The 25,095-nt window shown below is 63.8% G+C and carries 26 protein-coding genes; 9 read left to right on the forward strand and 17 right to left on the reverse strand.

Features of this window, described 5'->3' with window-relative positions; all coding sequences use genetic code 11:
- The first annotated feature begins 393 nt into the window (after nucleotides 1–393).
- Nucleotides 394–1,638, forward strand: coding sequence for a GGDEF domain-containing protein (locus BLU35_RS16060; RefSeq protein ID WP_286161536.1), 1,245 nt, complete (start codon nucleotides 394–396; stop codon nucleotides 1,636–1,638).
- 164 nt (nucleotides 1,639–1,802) lie between these two features.
- Complete coding sequence (locus tag BLU35_RS16065; protein ID WP_093233697.1) at nucleotides 1,803–2,300, forward strand: CreA family protein; 498 nt, start codon at nucleotides 1,803–1,805, stop codon at nucleotides 2,298–2,300.
- Nucleotides 2,301–2,443: 143 nt separating this feature from the next.
- Here BLU35_RS16065 and BLU35_RS16070 read toward each other — a convergent pair whose 3' ends face one another.
- The 3 genes from BLU35_RS16070 to BLU35_RS16080 all read right to left on the reverse strand — a co-directional run bounded on the left by BLU35_RS16070 (nucleotide 2,444) and on the right by BLU35_RS16080 (nucleotide 5,556).
- Nucleotides 2,444–2,746 (reverse strand): hypothetical protein, encoded by a 303-nt coding sequence (locus BLU35_RS16070; protein WP_082616023.1) that lies wholly within the window; start codon nucleotides 2,744–2,746, stop codon nucleotides 2,444–2,446.
- Nucleotides 2,747–2,986: 240 nt separating this feature from the next.
- Complete coding sequence (locus BLU35_RS16075) at nucleotides 2,987–3,451, reverse strand: chemotaxis protein CheW (protein WP_057253527.1); 465 nt, start codon at nucleotides 3,449–3,451, stop codon at nucleotides 2,987–2,989.
- Between the two features lie 2 nt (nucleotides 3,452–3,453).
- Nucleotides 3,454–5,556, reverse strand: coding sequence for a methyl-accepting chemotaxis protein (locus BLU35_RS16080; RefSeq protein WP_093233698.1), 2,103 nt, complete (start codon nucleotides 5,554–5,556; stop codon nucleotides 3,454–3,456).
- Nucleotides 5,557–5,924: 368 nt separating this feature from the next.
- On the opposite strand from BLU35_RS16080, the gene BLU35_RS35640 reads away from it, so the two are divergent.
- The 4 genes from BLU35_RS35640 (at nucleotide 5,925) to BLU35_RS16105 (ending at nucleotide 10,690) form a co-directional block, all read left to right on the forward strand.
- Nucleotides 5,925–6,083 (forward strand): hypothetical protein, encoded by a 159-nt coding sequence (locus BLU35_RS35640; RefSeq protein ID WP_093233699.1) that lies wholly within the window; start codon nucleotides 5,925–5,927, stop codon nucleotides 6,081–6,083.
- A 329-nt stretch (nucleotides 6,084–6,412) separates the two neighbouring features.
- Nucleotides 6,413–7,012: an SCO family protein gene (locus BLU35_RS16090; protein ID WP_058321259.1), complete on the forward strand. Its 600-nt coding sequence runs from the start codon at nucleotides 6,413–6,415 to the stop codon at nucleotides 7,010–7,012.
- A gap of 158 nt (nucleotides 7,013–7,170) precedes the next feature.
- Nucleotides 7,171–8,046, forward strand: coding sequence for a 50S ribosomal protein L11 methyltransferase (locus BLU35_RS16095; protein WP_093233700.1), 876 nt, complete (start codon nucleotides 7,171–7,173; stop codon nucleotides 8,044–8,046).
- An 808-nt stretch (nucleotides 8,047–8,854) separates the two neighbouring features.
- The gene (locus BLU35_RS16105; protein ID WP_093233701.1) at nucleotides 8,855–10,690 is read left to right on the forward strand and encodes an aminopeptidase P family protein; all 1,836 of its coding nucleotides are present in this window, start codon (nucleotides 8,855–8,857) and stop codon (nucleotides 10,688–10,690) included.
- Nucleotides 10,691–10,812: 122 nt separating this feature from the next.
- Here BLU35_RS16105 and BLU35_RS16110 read toward each other — a convergent pair whose 3' ends face one another.
- From BLU35_RS16110 to panC, 5 genes are all read right to left on the reverse strand, one after another.
- A complete protein-coding gene (locus BLU35_RS16110) occupies nucleotides 10,813–11,052 on the reverse strand; it encodes a PA2433 domain-containing protein (RefSeq protein ID WP_058321256.1) in 240 nt (79 codons plus the stop codon).
- A gap of 141 nt (nucleotides 11,053–11,193) precedes the next feature.
- Entirely contained in the window at nucleotides 11,194–11,508 is a 315-nt protein-coding gene (locus BLU35_RS16115) for an AzlD family protein (protein WP_058321312.1), read from the reverse strand.
- Nucleotides 11,509–11,510: 2 nt separating this feature from the next.
- Nucleotides 11,511–12,227: an AzlC family ABC transporter permease gene (locus BLU35_RS16120; RefSeq protein WP_057253512.1), complete on the reverse strand. Its 717-nt coding sequence runs from the start codon at nucleotides 12,225–12,227 to the stop codon at nucleotides 11,511–11,513.
- Between the two features lie 211 nt (nucleotides 12,228–12,438).
- On the reverse strand, nucleotides 12,439–13,260 hold the full coding sequence (panB, locus tag BLU35_RS16125; RefSeq protein ID WP_057253510.1) for a 3-methyl-2-oxobutanoate hydroxymethyltransferase: 822 nt from the start codon (nucleotides 13,258–13,260) through the stop codon (nucleotides 12,439–12,441).
- Nucleotide 13,261: 1 nt separating this feature from the next.
- Complete coding sequence (gene panC / locus BLU35_RS16130) at nucleotides 13,262–14,137, reverse strand: pantoate--beta-alanine ligase (RefSeq protein WP_093233702.1); 876 nt, start codon at nucleotides 14,135–14,137, stop codon at nucleotides 13,262–13,264.
- Between the two features lie 303 nt (nucleotides 14,138–14,440).
- On the opposite strand from panC, the gene BLU35_RS16135 reads away from it, so the two are divergent.
- Complete coding sequence (locus tag BLU35_RS16135; RefSeq protein ID WP_245296060.1) at nucleotides 14,441–14,683, forward strand: hypothetical protein; 243 nt, start codon at nucleotides 14,441–14,443, stop codon at nucleotides 14,681–14,683.
- Nucleotides 14,684–14,719: 36 nt separating this feature from the next.
- On the opposite strand, the gene BLU35_RS16140 is transcribed toward BLU35_RS16135, so the two are convergent.
- The 5 genes from BLU35_RS16140 to BLU35_RS16155 form a co-directional block, all read right to left on the reverse strand.
- The gene (locus BLU35_RS16140) at nucleotides 14,720–15,109 is read right to left on the reverse strand and encodes a VOC family protein (protein ID WP_093233703.1); all 390 of its coding nucleotides are present in this window, start codon (nucleotides 15,107–15,109) and stop codon (nucleotides 14,720–14,722) included.
- 218 nt (nucleotides 15,110–15,327) lie between these two features.
- A complete protein-coding gene (locus BLU35_RS16145; protein WP_093233704.1) occupies nucleotides 15,328–16,305 on the reverse strand; it encodes an aldo/keto reductase in 978 nt (325 codons plus the stop codon).
- 15 nt (nucleotides 16,306–16,320) lie between these two features.
- Entirely contained in the window at nucleotides 16,321–17,475 is a 1,155-nt protein-coding gene (locus BLU35_RS16150) for an MFS transporter (RefSeq protein ID WP_210185143.1), read from the reverse strand.
- Nucleotides 17,384–17,779, reverse strand: a complete 396-nt coding sequence (locus BLU35_RS35940) for an MFS transporter (protein WP_210185144.1) — start codon at nucleotides 17,777–17,779, stop codon at nucleotides 17,384–17,386. Before BLU35_RS35940 ends, BLU35_RS16150 begins: the two co-directional genes overlap by 92 nt.
- Before the next feature lie 23 nt (nucleotides 17,780–17,802).
- Nucleotides 17,803–18,210 carry a (R)-mandelonitrile lyase gene (locus BLU35_RS16155; RefSeq protein WP_058321249.1) on the reverse strand — a complete coding sequence of 136 codons (408 nt, stop codon included), beginning with the start codon at nucleotides 18,208–18,210 and terminating at the stop codon, nucleotides 17,803–17,805.
- 124 nt (nucleotides 18,211–18,334) lie between these two features.
- On the opposite strand from BLU35_RS16155, the gene BLU35_RS16160 reads away from it, so the two are divergent.
- The gene (locus BLU35_RS16160; protein WP_058321248.1) at nucleotides 18,335–19,228 is read left to right on the forward strand and encodes a LysR family transcriptional regulator; all 894 of its coding nucleotides are present in this window, start codon (nucleotides 18,335–18,337) and stop codon (nucleotides 19,226–19,228) included.
- Nucleotides 19,229–19,393: 165 nt separating this feature from the next.
- Nucleotides 19,394–19,801 (forward strand): VOC family protein, encoded by a 408-nt coding sequence (locus tag BLU35_RS16165; protein WP_057253499.1) that lies wholly within the window; start codon nucleotides 19,394–19,396, stop codon nucleotides 19,799–19,801.
- A 93-nt stretch (nucleotides 19,802–19,894) separates the two neighbouring features.
- Here the strand turns inward: BLU35_RS16165 and BLU35_RS16170 are convergent, their stop codons facing one another.
- The 4 genes from BLU35_RS16170 to BLU35_RS16185 form a co-directional block, all read right to left on the reverse strand.
- Nucleotides 19,895–20,263 carry a hypothetical protein gene (locus tag BLU35_RS16170; RefSeq protein ID WP_057253497.1) on the reverse strand — a complete coding sequence of 123 codons (369 nt, stop codon included), beginning with the start codon at nucleotides 20,261–20,263 and terminating at the stop codon, nucleotides 19,895–19,897.
- Between the two features lie 34 nt (nucleotides 20,264–20,297).
- A complete protein-coding gene (ligA, locus tag BLU35_RS16175; protein WP_093233705.1) occupies nucleotides 20,298–22,451 on the reverse strand; it encodes an NAD-dependent DNA ligase LigA in 2,154 nt (717 codons plus the stop codon).
- A gap of 65 nt (nucleotides 22,452–22,516) precedes the next feature.
- On the reverse strand, nucleotides 22,517–24,190 hold the full coding sequence (recN, locus tag BLU35_RS16180) for a DNA repair protein RecN (protein WP_093233706.1): 1,674 nt from the start codon (nucleotides 24,188–24,190) through the stop codon (nucleotides 22,517–22,519).
- A 37-nt stretch (nucleotides 24,191–24,227) separates the two neighbouring features.
- Nucleotides 24,228–25,094, reverse strand: coding sequence for an outer membrane protein assembly factor BamD (locus BLU35_RS16185; protein WP_057253491.1), 867 nt, complete (start codon nucleotides 25,092–25,094; stop codon nucleotides 24,228–24,230).
- Nucleotide 25,095: the final 1 nt, after the last annotated feature.

Raw genomic sequence — 25,095 nt, forward strand, 5'->3', positions numbered from 1 at the left:
CCAGGTTTCCACCGTCACCGCGGGTCGGATCCCCATCCAGTGGACGAGGAGGAATTTGGCCCGCAGGCGCGGAATGAGGAAAACCCGCTCGGGTTCCCCCCCGTCCGGCGTTTGCTGTCAGGCCCGGTTTCCAGGTCGTCTCGCGCGGCCCTGGCATCGGCCAAAGGACATCCATGGGTCTCTTATCCTGGCGCGCCTGAAGGCCGGGACAATCCACCGTCTATCGGTTGCCGGGGTGCGCATGTGAACAACCGTGCCAATCCCGACCAATCGGTAAAATTGCAACGGATTTCACCGGGTTTCGTTAAGGCGCCCTCGCTACCAATTGGCCTTGCATATCTGGCTGAGACGCAAGCCGCCTTTGTTGACTTTAGCACGACAGGCCGTTTCGAAATGAGCTTTCTCCCTGCCATATCGATCATTGCCCTCCTGGCGATGCTCCCGGTCCTGATTTCGCTGCGGGCCTCGATGATCGAGGGCGGCACGGACTTCGCCGCGGCCTGTGCGGTGGCAAGTGCCGCGACCCTGTTCATGATGCTCTCCGCGTTTCCGACGCTGCAGCCTCTGTCCCTGATCGGTCTCGTGTTCCTGGCCGGCGCCTGCCTGCTCGTGCTCTGCGGTTTTCACCACGCGCTCGGCGTTCAAAGACGCACCTCGACGTCCCTCGTTGCGGCCGCGTCCCTGGCGTTCGTCGCGCTGTTGATTGCCGCATTCGGTGCCAAGAGCACCACCTTGCATGCGCTCTCCGTCATCGGCATTGCCGCCGCCTTCGTGCTGATCATCGCCGTCTGTTCGCAGCACCGGCGCCAGGCGCCCGGGCCGATAGAGCGGCTCTGCGTCATCGCCTGCGTGGCAACCGGCTGCTCGACGCTGCTCGCGGTCACCGTGTTTTCGCCCGCCGCCCACGCGACAGCGTCGGTCCCGCCTGCACCCGTCAGCTGGGATTTCGCCTGCGCCGTCATGCGTTACTTCTACCTGCCTGCGCTGTTCCTGGGCGTGATCCTGATGATCCAGAACCGGGTGATCACCGAGCTCAAGACCACGATCGCGCGCGACGAGCTGACGGGGGTTCTGTCACGGCGCGCCCTGCTTGATCTCGGCCAGCGCGCCCTCACCACCAGTCTCGCGCGGCAACAGCCGGTATCCTTCCTGCTGCTCGATCTCGATTACTTCAAGCAGATCAACGATCGCTATGGCCATGCGGTCGGCGATGCCGCCCTCGGCCATTTTGCCGGCACCGTCGCCACCTGTCTCACCAGCCGCGGCACGCTGGGGCGCATCGGCGGCGAAGAGTTCGGCATCGTCCTGCCCAATTGCACGGAAGATGCCGCTTTTACGCTTGCCGAGGAGATCGGCCGCGTGGTGCGCGACACGCCGATCGGCCGTTTCGATCGGCCGATCCGGCTGACGGTGAGCATCGGTCTTGCCGAGGCTGTCCCGGGCGACACGATCAGCGACATCATGATCCGCGCCGACATGGCGCTCTACGATGCCAAGGCCGACGGGCGCGACCGCTGCACGATTGCCGGCCGCTTCCAGCCGGACGCGAGCGCGCGGGCGCTGGCGGCCGCAGCCGCACAGATGCGTGCCGCCGATAGCCGAAGCTTCGAGCCGCGGCTGCTGCGCGATACCGGCTGACTGCCCCCCACGGCTTGTAATGCCGCTTCCCGAACCTATGTGAGCTTGGCCAATGCATGTCTCCTTGGACCGCAACCGGTTCGCGGACGAAACATGCAGCCATCGAAACGCTACGGCGACCTCTCACGCGTCTCAGTGACGCGCGTCGCTGCAGGAGGACATCCATGTTGCGTGCTGTTCGCGCTCTCTTCGTTGCCAGTCTCGCCGCCGTTACGGTAACCGCCCTGCCCGCCCGCGCCGAAACGGTCGGCGAGGTCGGCGTCGACTGGCTCGGAAACGATATCATGATCGATGCCGTCACCGACCCGAAGATCAAGGGCGTCACCTGCCACGTCACCTATTTCGACCGCAGCGTCATCGACAGGCTGAAGAACGGCAACTGGTTCGAGGACCCGTCGAACAACTCGATCGCCTGCCGGCAGACCGGCCCGATCGAAATCGGCGACATCGAGCTATCGAAGGAAGGCGAGGAAGTGTTTCGCTCAGGGCTTTCGCTTGTCTGGAAGAACCTGCTGGTCACAAGGATTTACGACCGGAAGAACGATACGCTGATCTATCTCGCGCATTCGCGTGAATTGACCGACGGCTCGGCCAAGATGTCGATCAGCACCATTCCGCTCTACGGCCAGACGGTGACCTGGCAAAACGGAAAGCCGCAGTAAGGGTCCCCTGCCGCCTGCGTCAGCCTGCAAGGATATCCGTCTCAAGAGTGCGAAGCGCCCGCCCCTTCACGGGCGCTCGCGAAACCTCATCAGGGCGGAACAGGGCGAAGTGTCTGGGAGCACCCCATTCCACTTCCGCTGCCCTAGTAGGAGTTCGGCGGGACGATGCCCTGATAATATTCGCCGTCACCGCCCTGATAGCCGCCGAAAGGCTGACGATCGCGATAGACGGGGGTCGGTGTGGAGGTTCTGTTGATGCTGCCCGTCGACATCGTGTCAACCGTGGCAGAGGGCCGCTTCATCAGCGGCATGGCCTTTTGCGTGTTCCGCGTTCCGGGAGGATTGTTGGCGTCGATGCCCTGATAGTAGCTATCAGCCAGAGCCGGGCCAGCCATCAACATCGTTACGGAGAGCGCAGCTACAAGTTTCCTTACAGAGATTGTCATGAGTCCAACTCCTGTTGTCGGGACCGAGCACCCGGCCTCCGTTCGGGCACTCAGCAACAACGGTAAGTTAGTACAAGTATTCCAGCTCGCCACATGACGATTTGTCACAATGGTATCGCCCAAGCGTGAAGATCATTGCCGAAGTTTAATTTGACCGGCGCGATCCACTACCTGCCGAAACGAAAAACACCCCAGCGGAGATCCCGCCGGGGTGCCCGTCAATTCTGCCAGGTGTCGAACTCAGGCGGCCTGGGCCAGCTCGTCGGCAATGACCGTGTCGAGGTTGAGGAAGCAGACCATCGTCTTTTCCAGAGCGACGATGCCGCGGCAGAAGGCGCGCTGCGCTTCCGGAATGATCTCAGGCGCCGGCTGCAGGGCTTCGCTCTTGATCGTCATCATGTCGGAGACCTGCTCGACCAGCAGGCCGACGAGCTTGCCGGCGATGTCGGTGACGATGATCGCCGAGCGTTCCGACGGCTCCGTCATTTTCATGCCGAGGCGGGCGGCCATGTCGATGACCGGGATCACCGCGCCGCGCAGGTTGATGAGGCCGAGCACGTAAGGCGGCGTATGCGGCATCGGCGTCACCGGCGCCCAGCCGCGGATTTCGCGGATCGCCATGATATCGATGCAGAATTCCTGGTCGCCGAGATGGAACGACACGATTTCGAGATAGGCACCGGACTGCTTGAGTGCGTTGGTCATGATCAGAATTCTTCCCAGTTTTCACCGGAAGCCGTCGTCGACGGCACAGAGCCCGGTTTGTTGCCGAATGCGCCCGCCAGCTTGCCCATCAGGGCCTTTGCGGGAGATGGAGTTGGAAACGAGGCCATTTTGGCGGTGCCGATCTTGCGCAGCGGCACCGGTTCGCCGGTGCCCTTGGCGGCCGGCCGTTGAACGGCAGAAGCCGAAGGGGCTTTCGTCTGCGCCGAAGCAATTGCCGCCCTTGCCGGCGGCGCCACCGGGGCCGGCGGCAAGGTGGGCATGGCGCGCTGCATCGTGTGGCCTTCGCGGAACTGGCCGACGAGGCCGGTCAGGCGCTCGGCGTCCTGCGCCAGCGTGTGGCTCGACGCGTTGGTCTGCTCGACCATGGCGGCATTCTGCTGCGTCATCTGGTCGAGCTGGCCGACGGCGGTGCTGATCTCGTTGAGGCCGGTCGACTGTTCGCGCGCAGCCATGACGATCGAGGTCATGTGTTCGTTGATGCGTGCGACATCGGCGCCGATCCGGCCGAGCGCCTCGCCCGTCGCCTGGACGAGCTTGACGCCGCTGCCGACCTCGTTGCCGGAGCGGCTGACCAGCGCCTTGATATCCTTGGCGGCACCGGCGGCGCGCTGCGCCAATTCGCGCACTTCCTGCGCCACGACCGCAAAGCCCTTGCCGGCCTCACCGGCGCGGGCCGCCTCAACGCCGGCATTCAGCGCCAGAAGGTTGGTCTGGAAGGCAATCTCGTCGATGACGTTGATGATCTTGCCGATCTCGTTCGAGGCGCTTTCGATCCGCGCCATGGCGGCGATCGCCTCACCGACAATGCGGCCGGATTCCTCCGCATTGGTGCGCGTCTCGCCGACCATGCGGCTTGCCTCTTCGGCGCGCTGGGTCGCGGTGCGGACCGTGACGGTGATTTCGTCGAGGGCTGCCGACGTCTGCTCCAGCGAGGCGGCCTGCCGCTCGGTGCGACGCGCGAGATCGTCGGCGGCCGTGCGCATCTGGCGACCGTTCGATTCGATCGAGAGCGCATTCTCCTTGACGCTCGAAAGCACCACGCGCAGCCGCTCGACCGTCTGGTTGAAGTTCTGGCGGAGCTGATCGAGATTGCCGTCGAAGGGCCGCTCGATCGCCACGGCAAGATCGCCATCGGCGAGCTGCGTCAGCGCACGGCCGAGATTGTCGATCGCCGCCTGGATACGGCGCACCGCTTCCTCACGCTCGCTCTGCTGCTCTTCGCGTTCCTTCTCGATTTCCCGCCGGCTGAGTGCGGCGCTCTGTTCGAGCGATTGCTTCTCGATGGCCGAAAGACGGAAGAGATCGACCGAGCGCGCCATCGCGCCGATTTCGTCGCCGCGGTCGAGCGCCTCGACCTTGGTTGAAAGATCGCCGTTCTGGATCCGCTGCATGCCGTTGCGTAGGCCGAGGATGCCGGCGCGGAGCGTGCTGCCGTGGAACCAGAGCAGATAAAGCAGTGTGGCCATCGCCAGCAGCCCAGCCGCCACCTGAAGCTGGAACGCCTGGTCGGACACAGTGCGCGCCTCGGCAACGCGCGTCTGCACCAACTCGGTCGCCGCTTCGGAAAGTCCGGTCAAAGCCGTGGCGACCCGTTCGCCGGCGCCATCGATCGCATCATCGATCTTGCCGAAGTCGTCGGCCGAAGCCTTGCCTTCGATCAACGTCTTCAGGTCGGTGCCGATCGCCTTGCGCAGTTCCGCGACATCGGCGTCGAAGGTCGAAAGCACCTCGCTGCGGTCCAAGAGCTTGGCAAGCGCCTGGATCTCGACGGACTTCGTTTCGAGCAGCTTCAGGATCTCGGCAATGCTGGCGGCGCGCGCCGGCTGGATCGCGCCCTCTTCTCTGTCGATGATGCTATCCATCGCGTTGAGCACGAGATTGGTCGTCGCCAGATGGACCTCATCGACGGTCGTCAGGCCGTTCTGCGCCGCGACAGCGCCCTGCAAGGCGTTATTGGCTTGGCTGCCCTGGTACCAGCCCACCCCGAGCACGGAGCCAAAACCGACAAAAGCGGCGCCGGCAAGCGTCGCCAGCCGCTGGCTCACGGAAAGATTGCGTTTCAGGGAAGGAGATGTGGCAGTCATAGGGAGTCCATGGTCACGAATCCGCGTGAAGCGGAGTCCTCCTACGATCGATACGGAAAACCGGGGCCGATAAAGCTGGCTGACCTCATGTCATATCGGAGCACGAACACTCCGACCGCGTGGAAAAACAGTGTCAAACAGACCTTAAGCATTCGCTAAGGCGGTCGCCCAATCCCCAGCGAAATCGGCTATTTCAATGTTTGCGCATATGCGCTGCAAGCTCTGGTTTCCCGGCATTTGCGGGCACAATCGAATGGAACCTCAGGCGCGGTTTTCCACCGTTTCCTGCACCGACCGGAACGCGCCTCCGGCCGTACCCGGCAAATCGCCCGGCTTCCCCTTGCCGCGCGAGCTGTTATGATGACGCCATGAACACGAAGACCCAGCGCTCGATCCGCCTTCCCCTTGCCGCAAGCCTTGCGGCTGCGATCTCGGTTGTGCTCCTGCTCGCCTTCCGCGGCTGGGTCGAAAATGGCGCCGATATCTTCCTGGCGCTCGCCCAATCCGGCCTTTCCTGGTGCTTCTAGACCGGCCCAACAGCTTCGAGACCCGCCTCCGCCCCTCACCCTAACCCCCTCCCCGCTTGCAGGGAGAGGGGACGAGAGCATCAGCAGCGCAACCGCACGGTTCTTCGCCTCGAATGTTAGTGCAGCGATTGGAACGAGACGGTCCGGCGAGGTTCCTTCGCCCCGCCTGCGGGGAGAAGGTGGCCGGCAGGCCGGATGAGGGGCTGAGAGCACCTCCGCGGCCACAACCTGCGGCAATTGTCCCATTTGCGCGGCCCCGGTGAAGGCGGTATCAAGGGCCGATCAACCGGACATGGCCGTCTTCGGCCCCAACAAAATCGGTAGCACGCATGAAAACCATCCGCATTGTCCTCTGGGCCGCCGTCGTCGTCATGGCGGGCATCTTGGGCTGGCTGACCTATGAAATGACCCAGTCGAAGCAGCAGGCCGCCACCGGCCCCTTCGGCGTTCCCTTCACGCTGGTCTCGCAGGACGGCAAGGAGATTACCGAGAAGGCGTTTACCGGCAAGCCGACCGCGCTTTTCTTCGGCTTCACCCATTGCCCGGAAGTCTGCCCGACGACGCTGTTCGAACTGAACGGCTGGCTGGAAAAGGTCGACCCGGAAGGCAACAAGCTGCAGGCCTATTTCATCACCGTCGATCCCGAGCGCGACACGCCCGAAATCCTCGGCCAGTACGTCTCCAACGTTTCCAAGCGCATCACCGGCATTTCCGGCCCGGCCGACAAGGTGATGGAGATGGTCAAGGGTTTCCGGGTCTACGCCAAGAAGGTGCCGGTTGACGCTGCCCAGCCCAACGGCGACTACACGATGGACCACACGGCCTCCGTCTTCCTGCTCGACGCCAACGGCCATTTCTCCGGCACCATCGCCTACGAGGAGAACCCGGAAACGGCGGTCAAGAAGCTGGAAAATCTGACCAAGGGCTAACACGCGCCCTCGACCGATCGATTGCAAGCGCCGGCCCTGCCCGGCGCTTTGCGTTTGCGGGGCAATCGTGATAGCGCACAGCGCACGATTGCCGACGCTTAGCGCACCCCTCAACGGTTTGATGCGGGCGGCGGATTTCCCAGCCGAAGGACAGGGCCTTGAGCGAGATCAGACTTTTCGTCACCACCACCGAGAAGCAGGCGGAAGCCGTGCTCGACCGCCTGAGCGAAGTCTTCGGCGAAGAGGACTTTGCCATCGGCACGACGGAGGTCGATGAAAAGCGCGACGTCTGGGAAGCCTCGATCTACATGATGGCAGTCGACGAGGAGAGCGTGAACGAACGCCTCACTAACGCACTGGCCGAAGACTTCGCCCATCTCCCGATCGAGCGCGAAGTGCTGCCGGATATCGACTGGATCGCCAAGTCGCTCGAAGGCTTGGCGCCGGTGCGCGCCGGTCGCTTCGTCGTGCACGGCTCGCATGACCGCGACAAGGTGAAGACCGGCGAGATCGCCATCGAGATCGACGCAGGCCAGGCCTTCGGCACTGGCCATCACGGCACCACCGCCGGCTGCCTCGAAGTGATCGCCACGGTTGCCCGCACCCGCACCGTGCGCAACGTGCTCGACCTTGGTACCGGCAGCGGCGTGCTCGCAATCGCCGCCTGGAAGCTCATGCACGTGCCGGTGCTTGCCACCGACATCGACCCGATCGCCACCCGCGTCGCGGAAGAAAACGCCCGGGTCAACGGCGTCGTCACCGGCATGACCTTTGCCACCGCCCCCGGCTTTCACTCGACCGCCTTCAGCACCAACGGCCCGTTCGATCTGATCATCGCCAACATCCTCGCGCGGCCCTTGATGAAGATGGCGCCGCAACTCGTCGCCAATCTCGCCCCCGGCGGCTCGGTGATCCTGTCCGGCATTCTCGCCGAACAGCGCTGGAAGGTGCTTGCCCATTACAACGGCCAGCACCTGCGCCACGTGCGCACCATCTGGCGGAACGGCTGGGTGACGATTCATTTGGAGAAGTGAGGCGTAGGCGCGGACGCTTGAAGCTGCCCCTCATCCGCCTGCCGGAACCTTCTCCCCGCATGCGGGGCGAAGGGACCTGCCGCACCGCTTCATCCACCGGTTAACTTCCGACTCGTTGCGGCTGCTTTCAGCCGCGCCCCGACCGGCAGCGAAAGCCCCAGCGCATGACGGCCGCTATCGGGCACGTCCCCTCGCCCCGCCTGCGGGGAGAGGGTTAGGGTGAGGGGCAAATGCGGATTGCCGCGCCGGCTGTTGGCCGCAGCGCCTATGCAAGAAGCTTCACGAGAAATGCCGCGAGCATCGGCGTGACAGCGACAGAAGCAACCCAGGAAAAAACGAAAAGGCCGCCACGTCCATCATGACGGGCGGCCTTTCGAAACAAAGGCGATGCCAGGGGCATCGCCTGCTGGCTGGCTTTTGGCCAACCATGCCCGCGAGCCTGAGGAGGAGGAGTGCTCGAGCGGGCGTCTACCGTTCCGAAGCTGGCCACCCTTGAGGGAGGAGGAGAACAGAATGACCAACTATTCTCGGAACCGCAGTCTTTTGAACCACCGGATGTTCGTCCGTGTTCGTTGAGGCGGCTTATAAACTATCATTCCGATAGAGAAAGGGTTTTCTTAGCATGGGTGCCATGCACTGAGCGCATATGTATTATAAATGAGCAATTGCTCTCCTGCCAAGCTGCAACCAGAAGCGTCGCAGTGTACTGGATCGCAGGATATCGCCTCTTTCCCGGCACGGGCGATTTCCGCTAACATGGCTGCACATCTTTCCCGCGGTTTACCGCTCAATCTACCGGAATTCCCCCATGTTTCAGTCTTTTGAAGTCACCTCCACGCCGCAATTCGGCAAGGAGCGCACCGAAGCCCTGCGCGCGTCCTTCGCGGCCCTCGGCATCGACGGCTTTCTCGTGCCCCGCGCCGACGAGTTCCAGGGCGAATACGTACCCGCCTCGTCGGAGCGTCTGTCCTGGCTGACCGGCTTCACCGGCTCCGCCGGCGTTGCCCTCGTCACGCGGCGTGAAGCGGTTGTCTTCGTCGACGGACGTTACGTCACGCAGCTGAAAGAACAGGTCGACGGCAGCGTTTTCACCGGCGGCGACCTCATCGGCGAGCCGCCGCATCTCTGGCTGGAAAACCACGGAGCCAAGGGCTTCAAGCTTGGCATCGATCCCTGGCTGCACACCGGCGCGGAAGTCCGCCGGCTGGAAAAGGCGCTCGCCGTCATCAGTGGCTCGCTCGTTTTCCTCGATCACAACCCGCTCGACAAGATCTGGACGAACCGCCCCGCGGCACCGCTCGGCAAGGTCAGCATCCAGCCGATCGAGCATGCCGGCGAACTCGCCAAGGACAAGATCGCAAGAATCGCGGCGGGCCTTTCCAAGGCCGATGCCAGCGCCGTGGTCTTGACGGACCCCTCCTCCGTCGCCTGGACCTTCAACATCCGCGGCAGCGACGTGCCGCATACGCCGCATCCGCTGGCCCGCGCCATCATCCACGCCGACGGCCGCGCCGAGCTCTTCCTCGACAAGCGCAAGACTGGCATCGAGCAGGAAGCCTACCTCACCCAGATCGCCGACATTGTCGCGCCCTCGACTTTCGACGATAGCCTGGCAGCGCTCGGTGCTGCCGGCGCCGCTGTCATGATCGACCCGGACCTCGCCTCCTTCGCCATTTCCGAGCTGATCCGCTCCAAGGGCGGCAAGGTGGTCGAAGCGGTCGATCCCGCCCGCCTGCCACGTGCCCAGAAGAACAAGGCCGAGATCGACGGGTCGACCCGCGCCCACCTGCAGGACGGCGCCGCCATGGTCGAGTTCCTGGCATGGCTCGACAGCCAGCAGCCGGGAACCGTCACCGAGATCGCCGCCACCAATCAGCTTGAAGCGGCCCGCGCCACCGTCGGCGAGCGCATGCAGAACCCGCTCAAGGACATCTCCTTCGACACGATCTCCGGCGCCGGCGCGCATGCGGCGATCATGCACTACCGCGTCACCACCGCCACCGACCAGCCGATCGAAGCGGGCACCATGTTCCTGATCGATTCCGGCGCGCAATATATCAACGGCACCACCGACATCACCCGCACGGTGGCGATCGGTGCGGTTCCCGAAGAGCAGAAGCGCTTCTTCACCCTGGTGCTGAAGGGCATGATCGCGATCAGCATAGCCCGTTTCCCCAAGGGGTCGCGCGGCGTCGATCTCGACCCCTTGGCCCGCATCGCGCTCTGGAAGGCGGGCGCCGATTACGCCCACGGCACCGGCCACGGCGTCGGCTCCTATCTCTCGGTGCATGAAGGTCCGCAGCGCATCGCCCGGCTTTCCACCCAGGAGCTGCTGCCCGGCATGATCCTTTCCAACGAGCCCGGTTACTACCGCCCCGGCGCCTTCGGCATCCGCATCGAAAACCTGATTGTGGTGCAGCCGGCGACCATGGTGGAAGGCGGCGACCTGCCGATGCTCGGCTTCGACACCATCACCTACTGCCCGATCGACCGCCGCCTCGTGCTGCCGGCGCTGCTCACCGACGAGGAGCTGGATTGGCTGAACGCCTATCACGCCGAGACGCGGGAAAAGCTGATGCCGCTGCTGACCAGCGACGACACCCGCGACTGGCTGAAGGCCGCGACGGAAGCGCTTTCACGCTGAGTCAGGCGTTCCGCCTGGGCTCCTGAATGGGAGCCCGGGCAACAGGCATTGCGCGCCCGCAGCCGCTTCTTTGCTACGAGGCTCAAGGGGCGGCAATGGGCCGGAGAACCCGGCCTCTGCACTTAGATTCCCAACAGCTTCTTCGCTTCGCCGAGCGTCGCCTCCGAGGCAGGGTGATCACCGGCCTTGTGTTGTTCCTCGCCCTTGGCACGCAACTCTTTGACCTTGGCCATGTCGGCCTCGGATAGGTTCGCAGTCGGCATCGCCGCATCGATCGCAGCCATCATGGTCGGGCATTGATTGGCAAAGGCGGTTGCCGGCGCGAGCGCCAGCAAAAGGGCAATCGAGATCCTGGTTAACATGGTCGCTCCTCCACCGCCGGGAGGCCGCGCCTTGCAGAGGCAGCGCAGATGGCGCGTGCGGCTTTGTCGTGCCTCTCCGGCAGTGGAAGGATCATAATCCAGGATGCATGCGCAGCCAAACGGGCGCCGCGGACGGGCGCCCTACATCACCACATGCCGGATCAGCATCACCACCACCCAGCCGATTACCAGCATGCGCAGGGTCGACAGGTTGAGGCCGAGCGCGATGGCGAAGGCGATGAACATGGCGATCGTCACGTCGAGCCCGCCATAGACGAAGGCTGGCGCCACCAGCGTCGTCAGGACGGCGGCCGGCACGGCGTTGAGCGCCGCTTCCAGCCGCGGTGGGATCTGCTTCATCTGGGTGATGAGGATGTAGCCGCCGACACGTGTCAGGAAGGTCGCGACCGCAGCCGCAATGATCAGGTAGATGAGGTTGAGGTGTTGCGGGTCCATGATCATGCCTCCTTCTCGACGCCGGTCGGTGCGGCAGCCGTCCCGCTCGGCGGCAGGCAGGCGGCAAGCACGATGCCGGCGAGCGCCCCGATGCTCACATGCCAGGGCGAGCCGACGAAATGCATGCCCGCAACCGAGGCAAGCGCCGAGACGGTGACGATCGGCAGGAACCGGTCGCGCTTACGGAAGCCCATGACCAGCCCCATGAAGTAGACCGGCAGCAGCACATCGAGGCCGATCGCCTTGGGATCACCGATCATCTGCCCGAAGATCGCCCCGACCAGCGTGTTGATGATCCAGGGAATGTAGATCACCAGGCCGAAGCCGAGATACCAGGAAAAGCTGATCGGCAGGCCGCGCTCGCCGCGCTTCTCCGTCTCGGCATATTGCGGATCGACCAGCAGGAAGAAGGCCAGGAATTTCTGCCCGAAGGTGAAGTGCCGGACATATTTGGCGATCGAGGCCGAATAGAGCACGTGGCGGAAGTTGACCGCAAAGACCGAGAGCACGACCAACCAGGGCTGGACGTGATTGCCGAAAAGCTCGATGCCGACCATCTGGCTGGCGCCGGCATAAACGGTCGCGCTCATGAACACCGCATCGGCAATGGTAAAGCCGTTGTCGACCGCAAGCGCCCCGAACAGTGCGCCGAAGGGCGACGCCGCCAGCATGATGGGAAAGCCGCCACGCACGCCTTCCCAGAATTCGTCTTTTGTCATGGAAACCTCCGCCGGCCAAGGCGATGAAAGCGCCATGCGGCCGGTGCCGGACTGATAGGCGCTTGCGCCCCCGGCAACAACTCAAATGCGCTGATACATTGATTGAATTTTATGATGCCTTGGCGAACGAGGCTTGAACAAAAGGCGCACCGATCGGGAAAACCGGTGCATCTTGTCTATCAGTTTCACGGGCCCGTGCCGGACGGGCGTCCTACTTCTTGACCTGGAACGTGTGCTCGATGCCCGGGAAGGTGCGCGCCTTCACCTCGGCCGCGTAATCTTCGGCAGCCCTAGAGATCGCCGGCGCGAGCTCGGCGAAGTGTTTGACGAAGCGCGGCTTGAAATCGTTGAAAAGGCCGAGCATGTCGTCGGAGACGAGGATCTGGCCGTCGCAGGCGGGCGATGCGCCGATGCCGATCGTCGGCGAGCGCAGTTCCGCGGTGATGTCGCGCGCCACCGGCTCGACCGTGCCCTCGATCACGATGCCAAAGGCGCCGGCATCGTCGATCGCCTTGGCGTCGCGGCGGATCTTCGCCACTTCCTTGTCGTTGCGGCCGACGGAGCGATAGCCGCCGGTCGTGTTGACCAACTGCGGCATCAGCCCGACATGGCCGAGCACCGGAATACCGCGGCTGACGAGGAACTCGACCGTCTCGGCCATTTCCGCGCCGCCTTCGAGCTTCACCGCGCTGCAGCCGGTTTCCTTCAGGATGCGGGCAGCACTGCGGAACGCCTGTTCCTTCGATTCCTGATAGGAGCCAAAGGGCATGTCGATGACGACGCAGGCGCGCTCCGAGCCGCGCATCACCGCCTGGCCATGGGCGATCATCATCTCGAGCGTCACGCCGACCGTCGTGTCGAGGCCATAAAGCACCATGCCGACGGAATCGCCGACAAGCAGGAAATCGACATGCGGATCAAGCAGCCTTGCGATCGGCGTCGTATAGGCCGTGAGGCTGACGATCGGGCGCTCGCCCTTCAGCGCTTCGATATTGGCGGGGCTCAGGCGACGCTTGGCGGTCTGGACGCTCATGTCAGGCAACCTTTGCAAATGACGCGGATTTCGGGGCGATCACGCGGTTGTCGAGCAGCTTCGTCGTGCCGAAGCGAACGAAGAGCAGGAGCAGCACCGGCCGGTCGCCGATCGTCTCGATGGTTTCGAGCGTCTCGGGATCGCGCACGGCCACGACCTCTGGCCTGGCCAGCGATTCGCTCGACAGAAATTCGGTGACGGCATTTTCGAGCGCCGCCGCGTCGCTGACGCCCGACGCCACCAGGCGCTGCGCCTCGTCCAGCGCCTTCGGTACGATCGCCGCAGCCCGGCGCTCCTCTGCCGTCAGATAGACATTGCGCGACGAACAGGCGAGCCCGTCGGCCTCGCGCACGGTCGGCACGCCGATGACCGTCACCGGCTGGGCGAGGTCATCGACCATGCGGCGGATGATCTGCAACTGCTGGAAATCCTTCTCGCCGAAATAGGCGCGGTCCGGCTGGACGATGTTGAAGAGCTTGGTGACGACGGTGGCGACGCCGGCGAAGTGGCCGGGGCGGACCGATCCTTCAAGCTCGCTGCCAAGCGTCGGCACGTCGACGACCGTTTCCATCGGCCGCGGATACATATCGGAGACACCGGGCGCAAAGAGATAGTCGACCTTACCCTCTTCCAGCATCGCTTGGTCGCGTGCGAGATCGCGCGGATATTTCGAGAGATCTTCGTTGGCGCCAAACTGCAGCGGATTGACGAAGATGCTGGCGACGACGATGTCGTTTTCTTCGCGGGCACGCCGCATCAGCTCCATGTGGCCGACATGCAGGTAGCCCATGGTCGGCACGAAACCGACCGATTTGCCTGCCCGGCGATGTTCGGCAATTGCTGCACGCAGTTCGGCAATCGTGGTGAAAGTCTTCATGTCCGGACCCTCCAATCCGCGCCGGCGCCCTGCCCTTAAGGGTGCTGGTGCGCTGCCTTCGGGACTGGCGACGACCCTGCTCCGCGAAAAGGCATTTGCACAAAATTCGGCTGCAATCCTCTATCTTGTGCAGCGCAAAAAAACAATCGGATTGATGACAGGTTGATGACGCTCGGCCGCGCTTGACTTCCATCGGCAGCCCGTCCGGTTGGCCATCGACGCCACTGCAACCCACGCTGGAGAGCGACATGAAAGCCGGCTTGCGCATTCTTGGTATTGCTCTCCCGACGCTGGCCTTCGCCGGTGGGGCGGAAGCGAAGATCCCTCGTCAACGCCACCTGCCCCGGCAAGATCGAGGTCCACGCCGATGAGGGTGGCCGGGTCTATATCAACGGCAAGGAAGCCAAGCTCAAGGTGTTCAACGAGAACTATTACGAGGCGCACGGTGCCGGCGTCACCATCTCCTTGGGCATCAATCCCGACAGCTCACCCAGCGTCTCCTACACCGGCAAAGGCGGCGCCAATGGTGTGTGCACGCTGAGCTGAGCGGCAACGCTCGCAGCGCTGTTCTTGAGGGCACCGTCACCTGACCGCTGCGTCTTGCGGCAGCCGCCAGGGCGGATCGATCCGGTTCGCGCCTGCGAAATAGAGCACGATGCGATTGCCACCAGGATCGAAAAGCTCGGCTTCTCGCCACCGCCAGCTCTTGTCCTCAGGCGCACGCGCAAAGACGATGCCGGCCTCGGTCAGCCGGTTGACGGTCACATCCAGATCGTCGCATTCGAAATAGACGGTCGTGCCACCGCCGGTCGCGTTTCCCTCGTGCTGGGAAAAGGTTGCCTCCCCAACCGGGCAGAGAAACCGAACATAATGCGGCCGGGCGTCGACGATAGGCGTGAGCCCGAGGCGGCGATAGAAATCCCAGCCGGCATCGAGGTCCGGCATGGTGACAGTCACCTGGTTCAAGCGCATGCGTTCCTCCCGCCATTCGATTCCCCGATCGTGCCGGAAGCTGCAGTCAACGGAAAGCCTATCAGGCGCGCAGGCTACTGCATGTTTCCCTTAGCCGCGGTCGACGAAAGGACAAAAACATACAGAAAATCAAAGTGCTACAGCGGCCTTTGCGTGTCTGAGAAGACGCGCGGCGCTCTAGAGTACGCGCCTGATGGAAGGATATCTGTCGAGTTCGCCTACTTCCCAACGCGCTGCTGCAGATGCTGCGGATAGCGCGCGCCCTGCACCTCGACGGCGGAGAGCGCCGCCTGGATGTCGCCAAGCTCTTCGGCCGTCAGAATGACATCGGCAGCGCCGAGGTTTTCCTCGAGCCGATGCAGCTTTGTCGTGCCGGGAATGGGCGCGATCCATGGCTTTTGCGCTAGCAGCCAGGAAAGCGCGATCTGCGCTTTCGTCACACCCTTGGCCTCGGCAATCACGCCCAAGAGATCAACCAGCGCCTGATTGGCTCTGCGCGCCTCCGGCGAAAATCGCGGCACGATCGTGCGAAAATCGCTTTGGTCGAAGGTCGTGTTCTGGTTGATTGCGCCTGTCAAAAATCCCTTGCCAAGCGGACTGAAGGGCACGAAGCCGATGCCGAGCTCTTCGAGGAGCGGCAAGATTTCGGTTTCCGGCTCCCGCCACCAGAGCGAATATTCGCTCTGCAGCGCCGTCACCGGCTGAACCGCGTGCGCCCGGCGGATCGAATCGGCGCCTGCCTCCGACAGGCCGAAATGCCCGACCTTGCCTTCGGCGATCAGGTCTTTCACCGTGCCGGCGACGTCCTCGATCGGCACGTTCGGATCGACGCGGTGCTGGTAGAAGAGGTCGATGCGGTCTGTCCGCAGCCGCTTCAGCGCGGTTTCGGCAACATGGCGGATGCGCTGTGGCCGGCTGTCCATGCCCTGGCTGACATCGCCGTTGACGAAGCCGAACTTGGTGGCGATCACCACCTCACCGCGGAACGGGGCCAGCGCCTCGCCGACCAGATCCTCGTTACCGGTATAGGCTTCGGCGCTGTCGAAGAAGGTCACGCCGCGTTCATGCGCCGCGCGGATCAGCCTGATCGCCTCACTGCGCTCCGTTGCCGGGCCATAACCGTAGCTGAGGCCCATGCAGCCAAAGCCGATGGCCGAGACTTCGAGATCGCTTTTTCCTAGCCTACGTTTCTGCATTGTCTTGCTCCTTGATCAGGCCGCGAGGTCTGGGGAAACCGAGCGGCAATTCTGGCAGGCGACGGACCGTCCGATCGCCGGACGCTCCACCCGCTTTGCATTGTGCGGCCGCACGATCAGCGCGACGACGGCAAGCGCCAGCGCCAGCAGGACCGTGCAACCGATGAGAACATTATCGACCCGATGGGCAAGCAGAGCGCTGCCATCAAGCCCATCGGCACCGAGTGCTGCGACAGCGACCAGCACGCTGAGACCGAGCGAGTTGCCGAGCTGGTGGGCGACATTGACCACACCGCCCGCCGCCCCCGCGTCACCGGGAGCGATACCGGCAATGCCGGCGACCGTCAGCGGGCTCAGAGTGAAGCCCTGGCCAAGCCCGATCAGCATCAAGGGCGGCGCCATGCCGAAGAGAAAGGACGTGTCGGCCGAGATCTGGCTGATAGAGACCATGCCGATCAGCGCGGAGATCAGGCCAAAGGCAAGCAGGCGGCGGTTGCCGAAACGTGGGCTAAGCCTTGGAACCAAGATCGCCGCAACGAAATTGACTGATGTTGCCGGAATGAAGGCAAGGCCGGAGGCAAGCGGGTCGAAGTGCCGAACACCTTGCAGATACTGGGTGAAGAAGAAAAAGAACCCGATCATCGCGGCGAGGAACAGGACACGCGCCAGATAGGCGCCGACCCTCTCGCGGTTGGCAAAGAGCCGGAGCGGCATGATCGGCTGCCGGGCGCGATGCTCGTTGACCACGAAGAGCGCAAGAAGCAGAAGACCCATGGCAAGCGCTGCGAGCGTCAGCGGATCGTACGCCCCCTCCTCCGCCGAACGGACGATGCCATAGACCAGCGCCGTCATGCCGAGCGTCGAGCTTACGGCGCCCGCAAGGTCGAATTCACCCGTGCGCCGTTCCGTTTCGCCGACGTACTTGTGCGCCGCGAGCATCAGGGCGATGCCGATCGGCAGGTTGATGAAGAAACCGGCCCGCCAGCTGAGCCAGCCGGCAAGCAGACCGCCGAGCACCATGCCGAAGCTCGCGCCGATGCCGGCGACCGAACTGTAATAGGCGACCGCCCGCGTGCGTTCAGGTCCCTCGGAAAAATACGTCTGGATCAGCGCCAGCGTGGCGGGGGGCGAGGATCGCCGAGCCGAAGCCTTGCACGGCGCGCGCGCCAAGCAGCCATTCCGGCGACGGTGCCAGCCCGATCACGACGGAGGCCGCTGTGAAGATGGCAAGCCCGGCAATGAACAGCCGACGCCGGCCGAGAATGTCGCCCGCCCGCGCGCCCAGCAGCAGGAAGCCGCCAAAGGCGAGCGTATAGGCGCTGTGCACCCAGGAAAGCCCGGCGTCGCTGAACTGCAGCTCGTCGCGAATCTTCGGCAGGCCGGTGATCACGATCGAGATATCGAGCACGATCATCAGGTAGCTGACGATGACGATCGCCAGCACCGCCGTCTTGCGGGCTGAAAGGTGTTTCATCGACGTGACGTCCATCGTCGTGCCTACTCCGCCTGCGCAGCGCCGTATTGCGCGTCCGTCACCTTTTCCATCCAGTCGACCGCCTTGCCGTCGAGCGTCTCCTGGATGGCGATATGGGTCAGGGCGGTCGTCGGTGCCGCCCCGTGCCAGTGCTTCTCGCCGGGCTCGAACCAGACGACATCGCCCGGCCGGATCTCCTCGATTGGCCCGCCCTCCCGCTGCACCCGGCCGCAGCCGGAAACGACGATCAGGACCTGGCCGAGCGGATGCGTATGCCAGGCCGTGCGGGCGCCGGGCTCGAAGGTGACGGCATTGCCGGCAGTGCGCGCCGGCTCGCGCACGGGAAACAACGGGTCGATGCGCACGGTGCCGCTGAACCAGTCCTCTGTCCCCCGGGCCGAAGGCTGCGAACCGCTTCTCTTGATCTCCATGAGGTCTTCTCCTTGGCGAACCGGACGACCCGCCGCCCGTTCTGTTGCTGTGCACAATCTAGCGATGGCCGCCGCCAACAATTAGATGGTATAAACGGCATGGACCTATGAGAGAGATTCATGAATGCTGCGCGAGAACATCAATGACCTGATCGCCTTCGCGGCGGTGGCGCGCGAGCGCAGCTTCACAAGGGCCGCCGCCCAGCTCGGCGTTTCGCAATCGGCGCTCAGCCACACCATGCGGGCGCTCGAAGCACGGCTTGGCGTGCGCCTGCTCACCCGCACCACGCGCAGCGTCTCCCCGACCGAGGCCGGCGAGCGGCTGCTTGCCACCCTCGTCCCGCACTTCGAGCAGTTGGAAACCGAGCTCACCGCCTTGAGCGACGTGAGGGACAAACCCGCAGGCACGGTGCGCATCACCACTGCCGAGCACGCGGCAGAGACCGTGCTCTGGCCGAAGCTCGAAAAGCTTCTGCCCGATTATCCCGATATCAAGGTCGAGATCGTCATCGACTACGGCCTCACCGATATCGTCGCCGAACGCTACGACGCCGGTGTCCGGCTTGGCGAGCAGGTCGCCAAGGACATGATCGCCGTGCGCATCGGGCCGGACATGCGCATGGCGGTCGTCGGCGCGCCCAGCTATTTCGAAAAGCATCCGAAGCCCGTCGTCCCTCAGGACCTGACCCAGCACCGCTGCATCAACCTGAGGCTTCCGACCTACGGCGGCATCTATGCCTGGGAGTTCGAAAAGGACGGCCGCGAGCTAAAAGTCCGCGTCGACGGACAGCTCGTCTTCAGCCGGCTGGCGCATCGGCTTACCGCCTGCCTCGCCGGCTTCGGCCTTGCCTTCGTCCCGGAGGAATCGGCCCTCACCCACATCGCCGAAGGTCGCCTCATCCGCGTGCTCGAAGACTGGTGCGACCCGTTCCCCGGCTACCACCTCTATTACCCCAGCCGCCGCCAGTCCTCACCGGCCTTTGCTGTGCTGGTGGAGGCGCTGCGGTATCGGGGGTAATGGCGGCAAGACCGGCTCCTCCGCACGACCCGCAATTGCTGTTGAAAACCCGGGGTTGCGCCCCACATCTCTCCAGCTAAAAAAATGTTTGAGCCGGTGTCGGAATCGTCGATCGGCATTCGTCCTTAGTCCGTAGACACAAAATCCATTCCCAAGGAGCATTTCATGCGCATGATTTTCGTAAACCTGCCGGTCAAGGATCTGAAGGCCTCGCGCGCGTTCTTCGCTGCCCTCGGCTTCACCTTCAACGAGCAGTTCTCCGATGACACCGCCGCCTGCACGGTGATCTCGGACAATATCTTCGTCATGCTTTTGACCGAGCCGAAGTTCCGTGACTTCATCACCGGCGAGATCAGCGACGCCCGGAAGGGAACCGAAGTCATCACCGCCCTTTCGGCCGGGAGCCGCGCCGAAGTCGACGACATGCTCGCCAAGGCGCTCGCCGCTGGCGCCAAGCCCTGGAAGCCGGCGATCGACTACGGCTTCATGTACGGCATCTCCTTCCAGGACCTCGACGGCCACGTCTGGGAGTTCATGTGGATGGACCAGGAAGCGGCGCAGCAGCAGGGCTGATGGCCCAATTCAAGAGAACGTTAAGACAATCGGCCCGAGCCTTCCCAAGCCCGGGCCGATTGCTTTGTGTCGATAGCCAACCATGCCCTGCTGCTAGGGGCCGAGGCGCGCCACCAACTCCGCGATGAGCGGATCGGTAAGGTCGGCAATCGGGTCATCGCTCCCGTCTTCTGCCCGGTGGTACTCCCCGGCATCGAACGCTTCATAAACGACGTAAAAAGGCTCAGGCAGCGCATTGCGGCCGGCTGTGAAGCCCGCCTGCACCGCGCGCCAGAGATCGTTCATGACGCCGTCGCAGAAGCTATAGGTCAGCGCGCCGTGATGGTATTTCCTTGCGATTTCGACAGCAGCGGCGTTGTAGAACTCCCAGTTGTCCAAAGCGCCTGCCCACCGAACCACATCATCATGTGTGATGCGGCCTTCCGGCCCCTTGGCCAGAACGAACTCTAGGAAGTCAGACATCTCTCTGCTTTCCCCCCGAACACCAAGAAAGCCCCTACCCGCCGATCAGCGCCAGCCACTCGTCCTCGTCCATGGTCTCGACGCCGAGTTCGCGGGCCTTGTCGAGCTTGGAGCCGGCACCCGGACCCGCAACGACGATATCGGTCTTCTTCGACACGGAGCCTGCCACCTTGGCGCCGAGGCTTTCCGCCTTGGCCTTGGCCTCGTCGCGCGTCATCTTTTCGAGCGAACCGGTGAAGACCACCGTCTTGCCGGCGACCGGGCTGTCGCTTGCAACCGGTGCTTCCGCCGCCTCCGGCGTCACCTCGGACAGCAGACGCGTGACCACTTCGAGGTTACGCGGCTCCTTGTAGAACTCGACGATGGCGCGGGCGACGACCTCGCCGATGCCGTCGATGCTGTTGAGTTCGTTCCAGGCGTCGCCCGAAAAGGCCGACGCTTCGCCCATCGCCGTGCCAAAGTGCTCGTAGCTGCCATAGGAGCGCGCGAGCAGCTTCGCCGTCGTCTCGCCCACATGGCGGATGCCGAGCGCATAGATGAAGCGATGAAGTGCAATCGAGCGGCGTGTGTTGATCGCCTCATAGAGCTTGCGCACGCTGACCTTGCCGAAGCCGTCGATATTTTCGAGCTTGGTCAGCGACGTCTCCTGGCGCTTTTCCAGCGTGAAGATATCGGGCGCCGTGCGGATCATGAGCGTCGGGTCTTCGCTTTCGAAGAAGAACTCGATCTGCTTGGAGCCGAGGCCTTCGATGTCGTAGGCGTTGCGCGAGACGAAATGCTTCAAGTGCTCGACGGCCTGGGCGCGGCAGACGAAACCGCCGGTGCAGCGGCGCACCGCATCCACCTTGCCGGTCTTCTCGTTGATGTCACGCACCGCATGGCTGCCGCAGACCGGGCATGTGGTCGGGAAGCGATAGGGCTCGGCGCCTTCCTTGCGTTCGTCCATGACGACGTCGACGATCTGCGGAATGACGTCGCCGGCGCGCTGCACGATCACCATGTCGCCGATGCGGATATCGCGGCCCTCGCGGATCGGCTCGCCGGAATTGCCGAGCCCCTTGATGTAGTCCTCGTTGTGCAGCGTCGCATTGGTGACGACGACGCCGCCGACGGTGATCGGCTCGAGCCGCGCCACCGGCGTCAGCGCACCGGTGCGGCCCACCTGGATGTCGATCGCCGTCAGCCGGGTGAAGGCTTGCTCGGCCGGGAACTTGTGCGCCGTTGCCCAGCGCGGCGAACGCGAGCGGAAGCCGAGGCGGGCCTGCAGGTCGAGCCGGTCGACCTTGTAGACGACGCCGTCGATATCGTAGTCGAGATCCGGCCGCTCGCGCTCGATGTGGTGGTAGTGCTCCAGGAGCGCGTCGGCAGACGTCAGCCGCTGCATCAGCGGGTTGACCGGGAAGCCCCAGGACTTGAACACCTCGACCATGCCCATTTGCGTGTCGGCCGGCATCGCCGAGATCTCGCCCCAGGCATAGGCGAAGAAGCGCAGCTTGCGGCTGGCCGTCACCTTGGCGTCGAGCTGCCGCAGAGAGCCGGAAGCGGTGTTGCGCGGGTTGACGTAGAGCGGCTTGCCCTGCGCCGCCATTTCGGCGTTGAGCGCGGCAAAATCGGATTTCGCCATGTAGATTTCGCCGCGCACCTCGACCACATCGGGCGCGCCCGCCGGCAACGTCTGCGGGATCATGCCGATGGTGCGGATATTGGCGGTGACATTTTCGCCGGTCGTGCCGTCGCCGCGCGTGGCGGCCGTTACCAGCCGGCGGTTCTCGTAACGCAGCGACATCGACAGACCGTCGATCTTCGGCTCCGCCGTGAACGCGATCGAATTGTCCGGAAGCTGCCCGAGGAAGCGATAGACCGATGCGACGAAATCGCGGGCGTCTTCGTCTGAGAACGTGTTGTCGAGCGAAAGCATCGGCCGGGCGTGGACGACCGGCTGGAAGGTGACGGACGGCGCCGCACCCACCTTCCTCGACGGGCTGTCCTCGCGGATGAGCGCCGGAAACTGCGCCTCGATCGCATCGTTGCGCCGCTTCAGCGCGTCATAGTCCGCATCAGAAATCTCCGGCGCGTCTTGGCCGTGATAGAGCGCATCGTGACGGGCAAGCTCGGCGGCGAGAAAGGCCAGCTCCGCGGCCGCTTCCTTTTCGTTGAGATTCTCGACGGGTTTCAATTCATTGGACATGCGCGACGACTCCGGATTCGGAGTCGTTTTGTAGAGCAACCATCGCGAAAGAAAAGAGCCTGTGGCTAGCCGTTGCCCGCCAGCAGGCGCGCCGCTGCCGCCCTCGCCTCTTCCGTGATCGAGGCGCCGGCGAGCATGCGGGCGATTTCCTCGGTGCGCGCCTTGTCGTCCATGCGGGCGACGCGGGTCGCGATCGTCTCGGCCTTCTCGGCGGACGGTCCCTTGGAGATCAGGAGGTGCGTTGCGGCCCGCGCCGCCACCTGCGGCGCGTGGGTGACGGAAAGCACCTGGACGGTGCCGGAAAGCCGCTTCAGCCGCTGGCCGATGGCATCGGCCACGGCACCACCGACACCGGTGTCGATTTCGTCGAAGACGAGCGTCGGCGCCGAGCCGCGATCAGCAAGCGCCACCTTCAGCGCCAAGAGAAAGCGCGAGAGCTCGCCGCCCGAGGCGACCTTCATGATCGGCCCCGGCCGCGTGCCGGGATTGGTCTGGACATGAAATTCGACGAGATCGATGCCGTCGGCCGTCGCCTGCGTCGCATCGCTTTGAACTTCCACCATGAAGCGTGAACGTTCGAGCTTCAGCGCTGGCAATTCGTCCATGACGGCGGCGGAGAGTGCCGACGCCGTGCGCTGCCGCTTTTCCGAGAGCGAGCGCGCCGACGCGTCGAAGGCTGCCTTGGCAACACCGACCTGGCCTTCGAGCTGCTTCAGTCTTTCCTCGCCGGCATCGAGATCGGCAAGATCGGAGATCATGCGCACGGCGAGCGCCGGAAGCTCGGCGACCGGGACGGAATATTTGCGGCTGGCACCACGAAGCGCAAACAGCCGTTCTTCCACCCGCTCCAGCTCCTTCGGGTCGAACTCGGTGTTGCGCAGCGCCCGCTCGACCGCCATCTGCGCGTCCGAGAGCTGGTTCAGCGCCCCGTCGAGAAGCTCGACGGTTTCCTCCAGCAGACCCGGCGCCTCATGGCTCTTGCGCTCGAGCCGGCGCACAAGCGAGGCGATCAGCGGAACCGGCGAACCATTGCCATTCAAGAATTCGGAGGCTTCGTTGATGTCGCCGGCGATGCGCTCGGACTTCATCATTCGCGCCCGCTTCTCGGCTAGCTCGTCCTCTTCGCCGTCGCGCGGGCTGAGCTTTTCCAGTTCCTCGACCGAAGAACGCAGGAAATCCGCCTCGCGCGCGGCAGCTTCGACGCGTTCGCGATGCTTCTTCAGACCGCGCTCGGCGTCCTTCCAGGCGCGATAGAGATTGCCGACATGTTGCGCCTCGTCGGAGGTGCCGCCGAAGGCATCGAGCAAGGTGCGGTGCGCGTCGATGTCGACAAGCGCGCGATCGTCGTGCTGTCCGTGGATCTCGACGAGCGTCTGTCCGAGCTGGCGCATGAGCTGGACGCTGATCGGCTGGTCGTTGACATAGGCCTTGGTGCGGCCGTCAGCGGATTGCACGCGGCGGAAGATCAGGTCGCCATCATCGTCGATGCCGTTTTCGTGCAGCATCAGCCGCGCCGAATGACCGACGGGCACGTCGAAGACCGCTGTCACCTGCCCCTTGTCGGAGCCATGGCGCACCAGCGAGCCGTCGCCACGGCCGCCAAGGGCCAGCGACAGGCTGTCGAGCAGGATGGACTTACCGGCGCCGGTTTCACCGGTCAGCACCGAGAGCCCGGCGTCGAAAGCCAGATCAAGCCGTTCAATCAGGACGATATCGCGGATCGAAAGCTGGGCGAGCATCCGGGTTCGTATCTTCCTTGACGGGCGCTGATAAGGATCAGGCGCCGATGAGGTTCTTGGCAGCGCGCGATATCCAGGAGTTGCCGCTTTCACGCGGCTCCAGGCCGCCAGACTGCAGCAGCTTGAAGGAATCGGAGTACCACTGGCTGTCCGGATAGTTGTGGCCGAGAACGGCAGCAGCGGTCTGCGCCTCCTGGGTCACGCCCATCGCGTAATAGGCCTCGGTGAGGCGCGCCAGCGCTTCCTCCACCTGGTTGGTGTTCGGATACTGCTCGATGACGACGCGGAAGCGCGATACGGCAGCGAGATATTCCTTGCGCTCGAGATAGTAGCGGCCGACCTGCATTTCCTTGCCGGCGAGCTGGTCGCGGGCAAAGCGGATCTTCGACTTGGCGTCGTCGACATATTCGGAGTCCGGATAGCGATCGACGACGGCCTGCATGGCCTCGATCGCCCTCATCGCCGGCTTCTGGTCCTGCGTCACCGCGGGGATCTGCTTGGTGTAAGCCAGCCCCTGGATGTACTGCGCATAGGCCGCGTCTTCCGACTGCGGATAGAGATTGAGGTAACGACCGGTGGCGTTGATCGCCTCCTGGTACTGCCCGTTTCGGTAGGAAACGAAGGCGTTCATCACCAGTGCCTTACGGGCATATTCCGAGAACGGATGCTGGCGGTCGAGCGCTTCGAACTTGCGCGACGCTTCCGTCGTCTTGCCGGCGTTGAGGTTGGCAAGGCCCTGATTGTAGAGCACTTCCGGCGGATCCGTCTCCGCCGTCAACTTGGTGATGTCGATATCGGGATCGTTCTGGCAGGCGGTAATCAGGGCGCTGCCGGCAATGGCCGCGACGATCACGGCGGCGACGCGCGCTGACTTTCTCAGATCAACAGAAACTGCAAGAACCATC

Origin of the sequence: Sinorhizobium sp. NFACC03 (assembly GCF_900103435.1) — a bacterium.
GTDB lineage: Bacteria > Pseudomonadota > Alphaproteobacteria > Rhizobiales > Rhizobiaceae > Ensifer.